This window comes from Ornithinibacillus sp. 4-3 (assembly GCF_040958695.1).
Lineage (GTDB): Bacteria > Bacillota > Bacilli > Bacillales > Amphibacillaceae > CALAMD01.
Genome location: NZ_CP162599.1, coordinates 2,206,059 through 2,220,613, shown reverse-complemented (window position 1 = coordinate 2,220,613; position 14,555 = coordinate 2,206,059). Strand labels below are relative to the sequence as shown.

Genomic DNA, 14,555 nt, shown 5'->3' with positions numbered 1-14,555 from the left:
AAAAACCGAAATTAACTACTAATGGAACTAAGGGGGGTAACACATTGGCTGAACAACGTGAATTTTTTTACCGAAGATTGCATTCATTATTAGGTGTACTTCCAATCGGAATCTTTTTAGTACAACACCTAGTAGTGAACCATTTTGCTGTGTATGGAAAAGAGAGCTTTGAGAAAGCTGCTAACTTTATAGCAAATCTTCCTTTTGTCTACTTGCTGGAGGTATTTGTAATTTATTTACCAATATTATTCCACGCAATACTTGGTGTTTATATTGTTTTTACTGCGAAAAACAATATAAGACGTTATGGAACATTCCGTAACTGGATGTTTGTTTTACAACGTGTGACTGGAATCATAACATTGGTATTTATCGTATGGCATGTTTGGGAGACTCGTGTTCAAGTTGGACTAGGAAATGTTGACTTAGACTATAGTCTAATGGAAGGTATCTTAACGAATCCATTTATGTTCTGGTTCTACGTAATTGGTGTTCTTTCAGCTGTATTCCATTTTGCTAATGGTTTATGGGGCTTTTGCGTGTCTTGGGGAATTATCCAATCTCCACGTTCACAACAAATCGTTACATACGCAACCATCATAGTATTCTTTGTTGTAAGTTATATTGGAATTAGAGCGTTATTTGCGTTCGCATACGGAGCTTAATTACAAAGGATTAAAAGGAGAGAATAATTGATTATGAGTAATCGTAAAGTCGCTGTTGTTGGTGGTGGACTTGCTGGGCTAATGGCAACAATCAAAGCAGCTGAAGCAGGAGTTAGCGTTGATTTGTTTTCCATCGTCCCTGTTAAACGCTCTCACTCTGTATGTGCTCAAGGTGGAATAAATGGTGCAGTAAATACAAAAGGAGAAGGAGATTCTCCTGCAATTCACTTTGATGATACAGTATACGGTGGAGATTTCTTAGCAAACCAACCACCAGTTCAAAAAATGTGTGAGGCAGCACCACATATTATTAATATGCTTGATCGTATGGGCGTTATGTTTAACCGTACGCCAGAAGGATTATTAGATTTCCGCCGTTTTGGAGGCACACAGCATCACCGTACAGCTTTTGCTGGAGCTACAACTGGACAACAGCTTTTATATGCATTAGACGAGCAAGTTCGTCGCTATGAAGTTGAAGGACTAGTTACAAAATATGAAGGATGGGAATTTCTAGGAGCTGTAATTGACGAAGAGGGCATTGGCCGTGGTCTTGTTGCTCAAGACATTAAGTCCCATGAAATTAGATCCTTTGCATCAGATGCTGTAATTATGGCTACTGGTGGACCTGGTATTATTTTCGGTAAATCCACAAACTCAGTTATCAACACTGGTTCTGCTGCAAGTATTTTATATCAACAAGGTGTAAAATACGCTAATGGTGAATTTATTCAAATCCACCCAACAGCAATTCCAGGTGATGATAAGCTACGCTTAATGAGTGAATCCGCACGTGGAGAAGGTGCACGTGTTTGGACATATAAAGATGGAGAGCCATGGTATTTCTTAGAAGAAAAATATCCGGCTTATGGAAACCTTGTACCACGTGATATTGCTACACGTGAAATTTTCGATGTTTGCGTTAACCAAAAGCTTGGTGTAAACGGAGAAAACATGGTTTACCTTGATTTATCTCATAAGGATCCAAAAGAATTAGATATTAAACTTGGTGGAATTATTGAGATTTATGAAAAATTCGTTGGTGAAGACCCGCGTAAAGTACCAATGAAGATCTTCCCAGCTGTTCACTACTCAATGGGTGGTTTATGGGTAGATTATGATCAAATGACTAATATTCCAGGCATCTTTGCTTCTGGTGAGTGTGATTATTCACAGCACGGAGCAAACCGTCTAGGAGCTAACTCATTATTATCTGCGATTTATGGAGGAGATGTAGCAGGTACAAGTGCTATTCGTTATTTAGACGGATTAACCTCTTATGCTGCAGATAAACCTGCTTCATTATTTGAAAATCGCGTGAAAGAAGAACAAGATAAGTTTGAAGAATTACTTCAAATGGATGGTGGAGAAAATGCTTACCAAATTCACCATGAGCTTGGTTCTTGGATGACAGATAATGTAACTGTTGTTCGTGAAAATGGCAAGTTACTTAAGACAGATGAAAAACTTCTTGAATTATTAGAACGCTGGAATAATATTAGTGTTAATGATACATCTCGTTGGAGTAACCAAGGTGTTATGTTTACACGTCAATTAAAAAACATGTTGCATTTAGCACGTGTAATTACAATCGGCGCTTATAATCGTAACGAAAGCCGTGGAGCGCATTATAAGCCAGAATTCCCTGATCGTAATGACGAGGAATGGTTAAAGACAACAATTGCAGAATTTGATGCAAAAACACAAACACCTGTATTTTCATATGAAGACATTGATGTGTCACTAATTCCTCCAAGAAAACGTGACTACACGAAAAAAAGTGAAGGGAGTAAGTAATAATGGCTGAACAAAAAACAGTTACTTTTATTATAACTAGACAAGACGGCCCAGACTCCGCACCTTACGAAGAAACGTTTCATGTACCTTATCGTAAGAACATGAATATCATTTCTGGTCTTATGGAAATACAGAAAAATCCCGTAAATGCAAATGGACAAAAAACAGCTCCAGTTCAGTGGGAAATGAACTGTTTAGAAGAAGTATGTGGGGCTTGTTCCATGGTTATTAATGGAAAAGCAAGACAATCTTGTTCAACATTAGTAGATAAAATTGAACATCCAGTTCGCATTGCTCCTATGAGTACATTCCCAGTAGTTCGTGACCTAGTTGTAGATCGCGAGAGAATGTTCGATGCATTAAAACAAGTAAAAGCATGGATTCCAATCGACGGTACTTACGATTTAGGGCCTGGACCTCGTATGCCTGAGAACAAACGTCAGTGGGCTTATGAATTATCTAAATGTATGACTTGTGGTGTATGCTTAGAAGCTTGTCCGAATGTAAATGATAAATCTAATTTCATTGGACCAGCTGCAATCTCTCAAGTACGTCTATTTAACTCACATCCAACTGGAGAAATGAGAGCTGCTGAAAGATTAGCAGGATTGATGGATGAAGGTGGAATTTCTGGTTGTGGTAATGCACAAAACTGTGTACAAGCCTGCCCGAAAGGTATTCCTTTAACAACATCTATTGCTGCAATGAACCGTGCAACAAACATTCAAGCATTTAAAAACTTCTTCGGAAGCGATAATGCACATTAAGGTTATAAAATAACTAGACAAAAAAATCCGACTTCCTTTTGTTTTTTAAAAGAGAAGTCGGATTTTTTTAATAAGTGCGTGTTCAAAAAGGTCAATAAAAAAGACCGTCATCGGTTAAATTCGCAACGTCACGCGAGCAACACCGATACTAGCACATCGTGTCCGTCGAAAGTTCAAGGTAGCGCAGCTTAGAGTAGCGGACTTGCGCGTGTTGTAGTGACTTCTGTGTTGTCCACAGGACGTGGACGGTTTTAACAGAAGTTCCGCTGTGGTTTTAATACATGAGCAGACGCTCTTGCACGCAGAAAAAATGCTTTTCTTTTTCAAGGAACGGAAAAGCAAGCTAACGACTTTCATAGGATGTGATGACTTGGACGTTCGACACAGGACGTGTCGAACGTCGAAGTTCCACTGCTTACCGTGTTATTTTTGTTGACCTTTTTGAACAACCTCTATAAGGATATTTTGTTATATTGATGTTCAGATTTTGAGTTCATAAGAATACTAGTAGAAGATAAATTTCTTCCACTAATACATAAAAAACTGAGCTATTTTTGCTGGGTAAAAAAATGCATTCTCGCCGCTTATAAAGGTGATTATATTTTTAAAATAGAAGGGATGTTGAGTGAATCAATGAAAAAGTTATTTTTTCTCTTTCTGCTTACAGTATTATTAGTTCTTGGTGCATGTAGTAGTGATGACCAGGAAGCTGGTAATGAAGAACAAGGTGCGGAAGTAGAAGAGAATAATGAAACAAATGAAGAAGATAGCGATGAAAAAGATGAGGAAGAACCAGCTTCTAAAGTATCAGTTCTCCCATTACATCAAGAAGAAGCCATTTCTATAGAAGAAGGTAATTTTGAAGTGGTAACCTTTGAAGATGCAGTACATCCAAATGATTATTATTATTTCTTTGCATCGAATGGAACACTGATTTTTGAAAACGATGATCGGGCTATCTTTACAGATTATCAGACAGGTAGTCGAGTGAATATTAATCCAGTTGATGAAGAAACACAGAATCAAGCCGATGAAGGAAACCTAAATACTTGGGAATACAGTGCACTCTATGATAATACTTATTACTTCGATTATTTCCGACCAACAGATACTGTAGTATATGATCATGACGATATCGCATTATATGAAATTGATGTAGTTACGAATGAAATGATAGAAATTGCTGATGCCGAGGATTCTGTTATTACAACTACGAAAAAAGATGATATTCTCCTGAATTATTCATAGAAAATCGATAATAAACTGTTATCGCCTGTTTAATCAGCTTTTTTGCTAAAGATCTACTCATCTAAAAAGTGAAAAAAGAATCCATTTCTGCTAAGGTTAAAGCGCGAACAAATAACCAACAGAAAGGATTCTTATAATGGCTACTTTATCGCAATTAACGCTTGATTTCAATCACCAGATTAAATTGTCAAATAATGGAGGTTCCCTTTCTTCCGATACAGGTGAATTCCTCTTTAGAGAATTCGATGAAAGGATCGGTTTTTCAAAAACATTAGCGCAACATCTCCATTTGAAAGACGAGAGACTTTACTATGTTCATTCAAACGAAAATTTGCTCCGTCAAAAGATCTATCAAATCATTGCTGGATATTCTGAAGATGATGCTGCTGACCAATTGACAAAAGATCCTGTGTTTACTCAAGTGATTGGAACGGATGCGCTAGCTTCTCAACCAAGTTTATCCCGTTTTTTCAAACGGTTTGATCATCAATCGGTCGAACAATTAAATCAGGCCAACCAAGAACTTATGGACAAAATGCATCAATTCAGAGATTCAAAGGCACTTATCTTTGATTTGGATTCTACTCATTCAGATACCTATGGTAATCAAGAATCTGCGGCTTATAATGCCCATTATGGAACAATCGGTTTCCACCCACTGGTTGCTTTCGATGGGGTAACTGGTGACTTTATCAAAGCGAAGCTGCGTCCTGGAAATGTCTATACGTCAAATGGTGTGGTGGATTTTATTCAGCCACTTCTTGAACATTACAATGAAAAATTCCCAGAGACGACACCATTTGTTCGTGGTGACAGTGGTTTTGCAGTTCCAGCACTATATGATCTGTGTGAAAAAGAGTCCGTTTATTATGTGATCCGGCTCAAATCAAATGCGAACCTGCAACGATTGGCGGATGAACTCTATCCTTCATCTGTACCTTCTGATGTTACGAAGACGGAATGTTATTATGAAGAAACTGTTTATCAAGCAAAATCATGGTCAAAACCTAGAAAAGTGATTATAAAGTCCGTACGCCCTGCAGGTGAATTATTTTTTAACCATTCGTTCATGGTGACTAATTTAGTAGATGCCTTTTCTCCAAAGGATATCGTCCTTGCTTACCAAAAAAGAGGCACAATGGAGAACTACATCAAGGAAGCGAAGAATGGTTTTGGCCTAGATAAAATGAATAGCCATTCTTTCCAAGTAAACGAAGTAAGAATGATGTTGAGTTTACTCGCCTATAACTTAACCAACTGGTTGCGTACGCTTTGTTTTCCAAAAGAACAAAAAAAGATGCAAATAGAAACCATACGAACACGGATCATTAAAGTTGCCAGTAAATTAGTAAAATCAGGGCGATCCCTTTACTTTAAATTATCATCGAGTTTTGTTTACCAAAAATTCTTTTGGACAGTACTTCAGCGAATTCAGAACCTGAAACTGGAGTAAATCCATCAAGTAATGATCTTTTTAAAAATGTAATGTCAGATCAAGGGGGCAGTCTGCCCAAAAGCAGGCTATTTGCAATGGTTCATTTTAAAATCAAAACTAAGGATGCGAAATTACCATGATTTTTTAGTGGGAAGAGAAAATATTTGATATTGTCTTTATTCATGAGTTGATTTTAAAAGTGTGAATAATTCAGGTATTCTTTATATTGCTGAAGCCGAAAGAATTTACGCACTTGATGTAAATTCAGGAGACACACTTTGGGAAACAGAAGTAGGCATCAGTGATATGTGGAATCCTAATCTATATGTAACTGATAATAGCCTTATCGCTATGAATCTAGAAGAAATGACAGTTTACTCACTAGAAAATGGAGAAAAGCTATTTGAAGAAACTGGACTTTATTATGATCTGGCTGCCGATGGGGATATGTTTTATACACTTGCAAATGTATCAAGTGGTGTAGATTATGAATTACAAATTATTTCTTATCATGAGACAGATGGAAAACAAGAAGAGCTAACAGAGCCTATTGAAATTGATATGCCATATGAAGATCAAAATATAACAATTGATAGGAAGAATAATTTTTTCTATGTCCATGTTGAAAATGGTGTGCTTGCTTATGATAAGGATAGTTATAAACTAATCTGGGCAACAGCTACTGGCGAAATAGAAAAACGTGATGCAACAGATGATGATTTTACCTATGATGTGCGTGCTGTTTACGGAGATAATAATATCTACACTTTCACAGAAGCTCTAAGTAATACTAGAGGAGAAGGAGAGAACTTCTTTAGTATATTAGATGCTACAACTGGAGAAGTGAAGGAACATTATTCACTGGGAAATGGTGATGCTGTAGGACCATTTTTAGATGAAGAAACTGGAAAAGTATTTGTTTATTATTATGATACTTTCAATGATGATGTAGGAATGGCATATATATTGGATGCTGAATAATCATGATGAAAAGGAAGAGGCTGGAATTTCCAGTCTCTTCCTTCATTTTAGCAAACTTATTGTGAAAAATTGCTAACTACAATATACTTATTAACAAGGAAATGTTTGTAAGATGAGGAGAGTAACCTATGTCAATTATCAAAGTCAAACAAGGCTTATTTTCACCAATTAAAACATTGTCTGCAGCATTAGAGACAGCAAATGATCATGATGTCATTACAATGGAACAAGGCATCTATGCTGAAAAAATTGAAATAACAAAAGGGATTACAATAGTGGCTGAAGATGAAAATAGAGAGGTTATTTTAACGAATCAAATTATCATAGATTCTACAGAAGAAGTTCATTTAAATAACCTTAAAATTCATGCTGATAATATTGAACAATTAATCTACATTCGTCGAGGCAAATTGATTATTAATAATTGTAGTATTTCACAAGCAAAAGGGAATAGCATTTATGTAGAAGCAGCTGGAAGCCTTGAGCTGAACAATTGCCAGGTGACAGAAAATGATTATGGTATTGCTGTTTATGGAAAAGCAGATATTAGAGATTCTATCATTGAGAAAACATCTAATAAGTCAGATCAAGTTTTTGCTGTAAAAACGGGGCATCTGCAATTATCAAATACAAAAGTCTTAAACGGTGCTTCGATTGGTGTAGCTTTTGCAGATCAAAGTACTGGTAAATTGAATAATTGCCATTTGGATAATAATCATGGAGTTAATCTATCTATTAGTACATCTGAGCTTGTTGAGGTGTCTAATACAAAAATTGATAATTCTAAATCAAATGGAGTAAATATAAGAAATGCCAAAGTACAACTTGATTATGTAGATTTTTCGGGAAACGAATTTCCACAATTAGCAGTAGTAGATGGTGCACAGGCAGAAGCTAATCATTGTCGCATTACTGCTGGCGCTACTAATGCAATTCTAGTCCAAGAAAAAGGAACTTTAACTTTAACTAATACTCATATAGATCAGCATGGAGCAGTTGCAATTTTTGTAAAAAATGCACAAGCAACTATAGAAGCATGTCATTTAATGGATAGTAAACAAAATGCCGTTTATGCTGAAGACGCTACTGTAAATATAAACCAAGTCAAAATAAAAGGTTTTGAAGAATATCAAATTCGCTCTAATGCTAGTCATTTAACCATAACAAATTCAGAGATTGTTGACGGCTTACACGGGAATGTTTCAATTACCCGTGGAACTGCAGTGATTAAGCACACAGATATTTTACGTGCTACAGAAGTAAACATGGTAATTGAACAGAAAGCGGATGTAACGATTTTAGATTCCAATATTAGTGAAAGTAAAAAGAATGGAATTAGCGCATATACGAAAAGTAGCCTAACAGTAAAACGAAGTCGTTTTCACAAAAATTTTTATCCACAAATTTTTGCGTCAGAGGTAACAAAATTACATATTGATGAATCAGATTTTGAGGATGGAGAAGGAAATGCAATCTCTCTTTATGGGACGACAGATGCAACCATTACAAATACAATGATTTCTGGTCATCTAAATTATCCGCAGCTTTTTATGCAGGAAAATACGAATTTACTTTTACAAAATTCTCGTGTTGAAAAAGGGAATTCATGTGGTATTTATATGAAAGGTAATGCTAAAGCAACCATTGAAGATACGATGTTTAGTAGAAATAATACGCAAGTGGATGTGGATGAGAATGCTTCAGTAGTGCTACGTCGTGTTGAATTTATTGATGGTATTACCAATGTTCGTGGAAACCAAAACAATGTGAATCTAGAAGATTGCCAATTTGATGATGAGCATGAAGATCTAGAGCTTCGACAACCCCAAGACCAGCAACTGCAGGAGAGAGATGTAAACACGTATACACCGAATACTGGTGAAGAAGTAGATTTTGACACCGTGATGCAAGAGTTAAATAACTATGTTGGTTTAGCAGCTGTTAAAAATCATATTAGGAAAATCACAAATAAGATTACCTTGATAAAATATAAACTTGAACAAGGAATAGCGAGTGAACAACCAATTGCACCACATTTAGTATTTACAGGTAACCCAGGAACAGGAAAAACCTCTATTGCTCTGTTGATTGGGAAATTATATAAATCCTTAGGACTACTGAAAAAAGGTCATGTGGTGGAAGCAAATCGTGAGGATCTTGTTGGTCCTTATATTGGTCAAACAGAAGAGAGAACGAAGAAAAAAATTGAAGAAGCACTTGATGGGGTGCTATTTATTGATGAAGCATATTCCCTGATAAAAAATAATAATACAAATGACTTTGGACATGAAGTTATTACGACATTAATACCAGCTCTTGAGAAATATCGTGGGCGATTATCAGTGATTATTGCTGGTTATTCAGAAGAAATTGATGAGTTTGTTAAATCGAATCCAGGTTTACCAAGTCGATTTAATGAGCGATTACACTTTGAGAATTACACACCAGATGAAATGTTAGAGATTTTCAAACGATTTACAAAATCAGAAGCACAAGTATTAACAGAGGATGCAGAAAGCTTATTATATGATATCTTTGTAGATTTATATCAGAGTCAAGATAAATATTATGCTAATGCCAGATTAGTTCGTAATAAAAGCCAAGCTATTACAGATGCATTATCACAGCGTATTATGAAAATACCTCAAGAGCACTGGACGACAGAGCTTGTAACAACTATAACAGAAGAAGATATTATTACTGTATTCCCAGGAGCAAAAAGAAGATCAGCTTATGGTGTGATTAATGAAGAAGAACTTGCGAAAGCTATAGATGAACTTGATCAATTAATTGGATTAGAATCTGTAAAGAATAGTATTCATAAATTGATTAGACATGTTAGATATAATGAGGCACAAGGAGAAGATATAAGGAATTTGGTATCACATACACTTCTTCTAGGAAGCCCAGGAACAGGAAAGACGATAGTAGCTAGAATATTAGCACGGATCTATAATGCATTAGGACTGTTGAAAAAAGGGCATTTATTAGAAGTTGGACGTGATGATTTCATTGGGCCATATATTGGACAGACTGAAGAAAAAACAGCTAAAGTGTTAGAAAAAGCACAAGGCGGTGTATTGTTTATTGACGAAGCATATGCCCTTTCCAAACGAGATAGCACACAAGATTTTGGGAAAGAAGCAATTGAAATGCTTCTAGCTACAATGGAAAATAAGCGTGGAGAGTTTATTGTAATTGCAGCAGGATATACAAATGAAATGATAGACTTTCTACGATCAAATCCAGGATTACACAGCAGATTTTCAAATAGCATTATGTTTGAAGATTACACGCCTGATGAATTATTAGCTATTTTTAAACAGCTAGCAGAACAAGGCGATTATCATTTTGAAACAGATGTTTTATCTATAGTTGAACAGTATTTTATCGATATTTACCGCAAACGGGATAGAGCCTTTGGAAATGCGCGTTTTGTTCGAACAACCTTTCAAAGAATATCAACGAACTGTATGAATCGTGTAATTGATGCATTTGAAAAAGGCGAAGAGCTTGAGAAAAAAATGATCACCATAGAAGATGTTGAAAAAGTAATAGGGACTAGAAAACGAACGAAATATGATATGCCAATCAATGAAGAATTATTAGAAGAATGGTTAACAAAACTAGATCGTCTAGTTGGTTTAGATAATGTGAAAAAGGATATTCAAGATACCGTTGATTTAATCCGCTACTATAAAAAAGAAGGACGCGATTTCACAAATCTAATTAGTCATACCGTTTTAGTAGGAAACCCTGGAACTGGTAAAACAGAAGTAGGGCGAATTCTAGCGGGTATCTATGAAGCACTTGGAATTTTAGAGCGAGGCGATTTAATAGAAGTGGATCGAACTGCTTTAGTGGACCAATTCCGTGGGGGGACAGAAGCTAAAACACGTAGATTAATTGAATATGCACATCAATGTACTTTGTTTATTGATGAAGCATATACCTTAACCAATAAAGATAGCTATGATCCAGGACATACTGCAGTAGAAGTATTATTAAAACAGATGTCAGATAAAGAAGGTCAATTTATGGTTATCGCTGCTGGCTATAAACATGAAATGGAAGAATTTATTGCAAGTAATCCAGGCTTAGCTCGACGCTTTGCAAAGCAATTAGTTTTCGAGGACTACACTGCACCAGAATTACTAGAAATTGCTTCCTTATATGCCGATGATTATAAAATATCTGAAGAAGCGGAAAAGAGATTACTACATCAATTAAAATTAGCCTATATGAAACGTGATCGTACCTTTGGAAATGCTGGTTTTGCTAAAACAGTAATCGAAAATGCCAAACGAAATCTTGATTTGAGAATGTCACGATTAGAGGGTATATCAGATACAGTAGACAAAAAATTAATAACAGAAATGGATTTAGACTTATCCTAAATAAAATGCCGACTTCTTTTTTGTAGAAGTCGGTTTTTTAGAGTTTTAAATTCTTCATCTAAATAAAGTAGGTCTTATGATTTTTCTAAAGTTACATGAAACGTTAAGGTTTTGATGATGAAAATGCTACTTATGGAGTAAATCAAATAACTATTGATTGGTAAGATCAAGCAGTAAAAATGGCTGAGAATTACTTAGATTATTTAAGTTTTTCAAGAAGTGGTTTAATTGAACAGCTAAAAATTGAAGGGTTTAGTAATGAACATGCTACACATGCTGTAGATGAAGTAGGGCTTTAATAGAATATACATATAGAGATGAAAACAAAAATCGAGTCTCTCGATTTTTGTGGAGATTTATTTCAAGCATAATACAATTTAAACTAGTGTAGACACTGTTAATTTAATACCCATATTATCGTGTTTCATGCTTATTTTATTTAATCCGTTTAATCTCAGCTTCTTGTTCAATAGAACGCGTGGAGAGAAGCTCTATTATACGATGTTGACTGTTTTGTATAGACTCAAGTCTTTTCACACTTTCGTTTGTTTCCATAACAGCTCGTTTAATTTGTTGTTGTTCCTCCGCTAAGCCATCAATAGCTTGTTTCATTTGTTGCTGTTCATTTGTTAAAGCACCAACAGCTTGAATTGTTTGTTGCTGTACATTGGTTAAGCCATCAACAACTTGCTTTGTTTGTTGCAGTTCATTAGTTAGTACACCAACAGCATGCATTGTTTGTTGTTGTTCATTAGTTAGTACACCAACAGCATGCATTGTTTGTTGTTGTTCATTAGTTAGCACACCAACAGCATGTATTGTTTGTTGCAGTTCATTTGTTAAAGCACCAACAGCATGTTTTGTTTGCTGCTGTTCATTGGTTAAGCCATCTAGTTTTTTTAGAATTTTATTTAAAGTTTCATTAGTCATTACTATCATCCTTTTTATATATTTTTTCGCATATACCCTTGTTAAGCCTTTTTGTAGCTCTAAGAACATACGAGCAACTAGATTCTTCATGACCTTTTAAATTTTCGCAAGATAATTCACAATTCTTTACCATTCAAGTAGCTATAATTATACTACATATTAGATCTAATTTCTTTGAAGTGTGGAAAAATTATATTCTGGTATCAAATTCAAGGAATTTTATAAATATAAATATTTAATATGTCTCAAAAATGATTTTCTACGAAAGAAATTTTTGCAAAATAGATTTTCTAGATTTAACGTTTTCATATTTTTGTAAACTAAGCGGGTATGTTTACAAGATCGTAGTAAATTAGATATATTGTAGGTTAATACTTGTACAAGAAAGGGAGATTGAATATGGATGTGAAATTTCCGATCGGTCAATTAGATGTACCTGAAAAAGTAACACTTGAGGATGTCCAAGGATGGCTAACACAAATTAAAAGTTATACAACTCGTTTAAGAGAAAGTGTTGATTCTTTAAGTGAAGAAGAATTGAGCAAAACATATGCTGAGGGAAGCTGGAATGTGCGTCAATTGGTTCATCATATTGCAGATTCACAGTTGAATATGTATCAACGTTTGAAATTAGCTCTAACAGACGAAAATCCAGTAGTACCTAATTTCATTCAAGATAAATGGGCTATTCAACCTGATACAGAGCTTCCTATAGAAAGCTCCATTAAAATGTTAGAGGGAATTAATGAACGCATAGTTGCTTTAGGAAATAGTTTGACAGAACAACAATTAAATCGAACTTTTGTACATGAGATAAACGGTGAGATTCCCGTCGCAACAAAGATTGCAAAATTATCTTGGCATGAAGAACATCATTTAGAACATATTAAAATTGCTTTATCGAAATAAGATAAGTTTTAAGGATATAACATAGAAAATATTTTTAGACTACTAAAAAAACCGGCTTCCACAAAAATGGGAGTCGGTTTTTTTGATTTCTTATTTCTATCTTTTTGGAGCTCTGTATCCAGCTGCCTCGGCATCTGCTGGAGAGCAAAACCACTCAACAACATTTGTAGTACGGCTATAATAAAGTACTACCTGGGATATGGTAAATACCGTTTTTACTACCTTTGATATCACAATCTCCAGATGATTGTTCTTCTTCTTTTGGTTCTTCCTTCTTTACTTCTTGTTTTGTTTCTTGCTTTGGTGAATCTTTCTTCACTTCTTGTTTAGGTTGCTGCTGGGTTTGTTCACTTTTAGAGGCTACTGGGGCTTGATCGTTAGAATTCGTATTAACTTCTTCTGATTTTGCTGTTTCTTTTTCTAATGAAGCTATTTGCTCTTCTAATAATTTATTTTTATCCTCAAGTTCTGTATTATTTTTGGATAGCTCTTCATTTTCAATTGTTATCTCTTCTAAGTTTTCAGTAAGTGTTAAATTTTCCTTCTGTAATTCTCCAAGTTCGATTTCCATTTCTGAAGAGGTATCGTTCCATTCTTCAATTTCCTCTTCTAAACCTTTAATATCAGATAATAAACCTTCCTTTTCTGAAAGAAGCTCTTCATTTATTTCTTTTAATTCTGTTATTTGCTTGGAACTATTATCGGTAAATCCTTGTCCAATAAGAAATAATAAGGTCCCAGCTATAAGATAAGTGAGAAACTTTTTTCTAGGAAAGATGTTCTCTTTCTTCTTTGATTTTTTTATGTAATAGTAAAGCAAATAAAATAAACAACACGTAATAGTAAGAGCACCTAAATTACTTATAAATTCCATATCTTCACATCCAATATTTTATAATTATCTTTAAATCTAAAAGCTCTTTTTATTTTCTCGTTATGTAAATCATCCTCCTCATATATAGGGGAAATGTTCAGATTCAAAATACCTATACAAGCTACAAATTTTTTTGAGGTATCAACCTCATTTAGAGCAGTGTCAATATTATCTATTTCTTTGATCTTCATGTTGTAATGGATATGTTCTTAGCTGTGGTGATCGAGAAGGGTGTTACTACGCAAAAAAATGATGTTAGTTCTGAGGTGTGATCTAGTGTGCCCATGCTTGTGAGCAATTACCAACTTTTAGATTTATGCTGATATTGCCAATTGCTAATGCAAAGGGGCTAATTGTTTTGAAAAAGCTTTACTAATTCGACTATTGACCAAATTCCATTCTAACATGAAAATGGAATTTTTATATATTTAATTGTAATAAAAAGGAAAAAACATCTATTTAATTGGATTAAAGGTGGCTATTAGGTGATTTTGTGGTGAATTTGGGCATTATTTCAATATGATGTCATTTTAAAAATTTTTAGATGAATTT

General features: G+C 34.8%; 11 protein-coding genes. 9 read left to right on the top strand and 2 right to left on the bottom strand.

Annotation, left to right across the window (positions count from 1 at the left end; translation table 11 throughout):
• Positions 1-44: 44 nt before the first annotated feature.
• From AB4Y30_RS10920 to AB4Y30_RS10885, 8 genes are all read left to right on the top strand, one after another.
• A complete protein-coding gene (locus AB4Y30_RS10920) occupies positions 45-665 on the top strand; it encodes a succinate dehydrogenase cytochrome b558 subunit (RefSeq protein ID WP_368652265.1) in 621 nt (206 codons plus the stop codon).
• Positions 666-698: 33 nt separating this feature from the next.
• Positions 699-2,462 carry a succinate dehydrogenase flavoprotein subunit gene (gene sdhA / locus AB4Y30_RS10915; RefSeq protein WP_368652264.1) on the top strand — a complete coding sequence of 588 codons (1,764 nt, stop codon included), beginning with the start codon at positions 699-701 and terminating at the stop codon, positions 2,460-2,462.
• A gap of 2 nt (positions 2,463-2,464) precedes the next feature.
• Entirely contained in the window at positions 2,465-3,229 is a 765-nt protein-coding gene (gene sdhB, locus AB4Y30_RS10910; RefSeq protein ID WP_368652263.1) for a succinate dehydrogenase iron-sulfur subunit, read from the top strand.
• Positions 3,230-3,862: 633 nt separating this feature from the next.
• Positions 3,863-4,477: a hypothetical protein gene (locus AB4Y30_RS10905; RefSeq protein ID WP_368652262.1), complete on the top strand. Its 615-nt coding sequence runs from the start codon at positions 3,863-3,865 to the stop codon at positions 4,475-4,477.
• A gap of 136 nt (positions 4,478-4,613) precedes the next feature.
• Positions 4,614-5,930, top strand: a complete 1,317-nt coding sequence (locus AB4Y30_RS10900) for an IS1380 family transposase (RefSeq protein ID WP_368652261.1) — start codon at positions 4,614-4,616, stop codon at positions 5,928-5,930.
• Between the two features lie 183 nt (positions 5,931-6,113).
• On the top strand, positions 6,114-6,893 hold the full coding sequence (locus AB4Y30_RS10895) for a hypothetical protein (protein ID WP_368652260.1): 780 nt from the start codon (positions 6,114-6,116) through the stop codon (positions 6,891-6,893).
• Positions 6,894-7,021: 128 nt separating this feature from the next.
• Positions 7,022-11,290 carry an AAA family ATPase gene (locus AB4Y30_RS10890; protein WP_368652259.1) on the top strand — a complete coding sequence of 1,423 codons (4,269 nt, stop codon included), beginning with the start codon at positions 7,022-7,024 and terminating at the stop codon, positions 11,288-11,290.
• Positions 11,291-11,469: 179 nt separating this feature from the next.
• Positions 11,470-11,589, top strand: coding sequence for an Ltp family lipoprotein (locus AB4Y30_RS10885; protein WP_368652258.1), 120 nt, complete (start codon positions 11,470-11,472; stop codon positions 11,587-11,589).
• A 136-nt stretch (positions 11,590-11,725) separates the two neighbouring features.
• Here the strand turns inward: AB4Y30_RS10885 and AB4Y30_RS10880 are convergent, their stop codons facing one another.
• Complete coding sequence (locus tag AB4Y30_RS10880; RefSeq protein WP_368652257.1) at positions 11,726-12,220, bottom strand: hypothetical protein; 495 nt, start codon at positions 12,218-12,220, stop codon at positions 11,726-11,728.
• Between the two features lie 399 nt (positions 12,221-12,619).
• Between AB4Y30_RS10880 and AB4Y30_RS10875 the strand changes: the two genes are divergently transcribed.
• The gene (locus AB4Y30_RS10875) at positions 12,620-13,129 is read left to right on the top strand and encodes a YfiT family bacillithiol transferase (RefSeq protein WP_368652256.1); all 510 of its coding nucleotides are present in this window, start codon (positions 12,620-12,622) and stop codon (positions 13,127-13,129) included.
• 175 nt (positions 13,130-13,304) lie between these two features.
• Here AB4Y30_RS10875 and AB4Y30_RS10870 read toward each other — a convergent pair whose 3' ends face one another.
• Positions 13,305-14,003 (bottom strand): hypothetical protein, encoded by a 699-nt coding sequence (locus tag AB4Y30_RS10870; protein ID WP_368652255.1) that lies wholly within the window; start codon positions 14,001-14,003, stop codon positions 13,305-13,307.
• Positions 14,004-14,555: the final 552 nt, after the last annotated feature.

What these genes read in the sequence shown, in the direction of transcription:
- sdhA (WP_368652264.1), top strand. Translation starts at nt 699, where the DNA reads ATGAGTAATCGTAAAGTCGCTGTTGTTGGTGGTGGACTTGCTGGGCTA.
- sdhB (WP_368652263.1), top strand. Translation starts at nt 2,465, where the DNA reads ATGGCTGAACAAAAAACAGTTACTTTTATTATAACTAGACAAGACGGC.
- AB4Y30_RS10905 (WP_368652262.1), top strand. Translation starts at nt 3,863, where the DNA reads ATGAAAAAGTTATTTTTTCTCTTTCTGCTTACAGTATTATTAGTTCTT.
- AB4Y30_RS10900 (WP_368652261.1), top strand. Translation starts at nt 4,614, where the DNA reads ATGGCTACTTTATCGCAATTAACGCTTGATTTCAATCACCAGATTAAA.
- AB4Y30_RS10890 (WP_368652259.1), top strand. Translation starts at nt 7,022, where the DNA reads ATGTCAATTATCAAAGTCAAACAAGGCTTATTTTCACCAATTAAAACA.
- AB4Y30_RS10885 (WP_368652258.1), top strand. Translation starts at nt 11,470, where the DNA reads ATGGCTGAGAATTACTTAGATTATTTAAGTTTTTCAAGAAGTGGTTTA.
- AB4Y30_RS10880 (WP_368652257.1), bottom strand. Translation starts at nt 12,220, where the DNA reads ATGACTAATGAAACTTTAAATAAAATTCTAAAAAAACTAGATGGCTTA.
- AB4Y30_RS10875 (WP_368652256.1), top strand. Translation starts at nt 12,620, where the DNA reads ATGGATGTGAAATTTCCGATCGGTCAATTAGATGTACCTGAAAAAGTA.
- AB4Y30_RS10870 (WP_368652255.1), bottom strand. Translation starts at nt 14,003, where the DNA reads ATGGAATTTATAAGTAATTTAGGTGCTCTTACTATTACGTGTTGTTTA.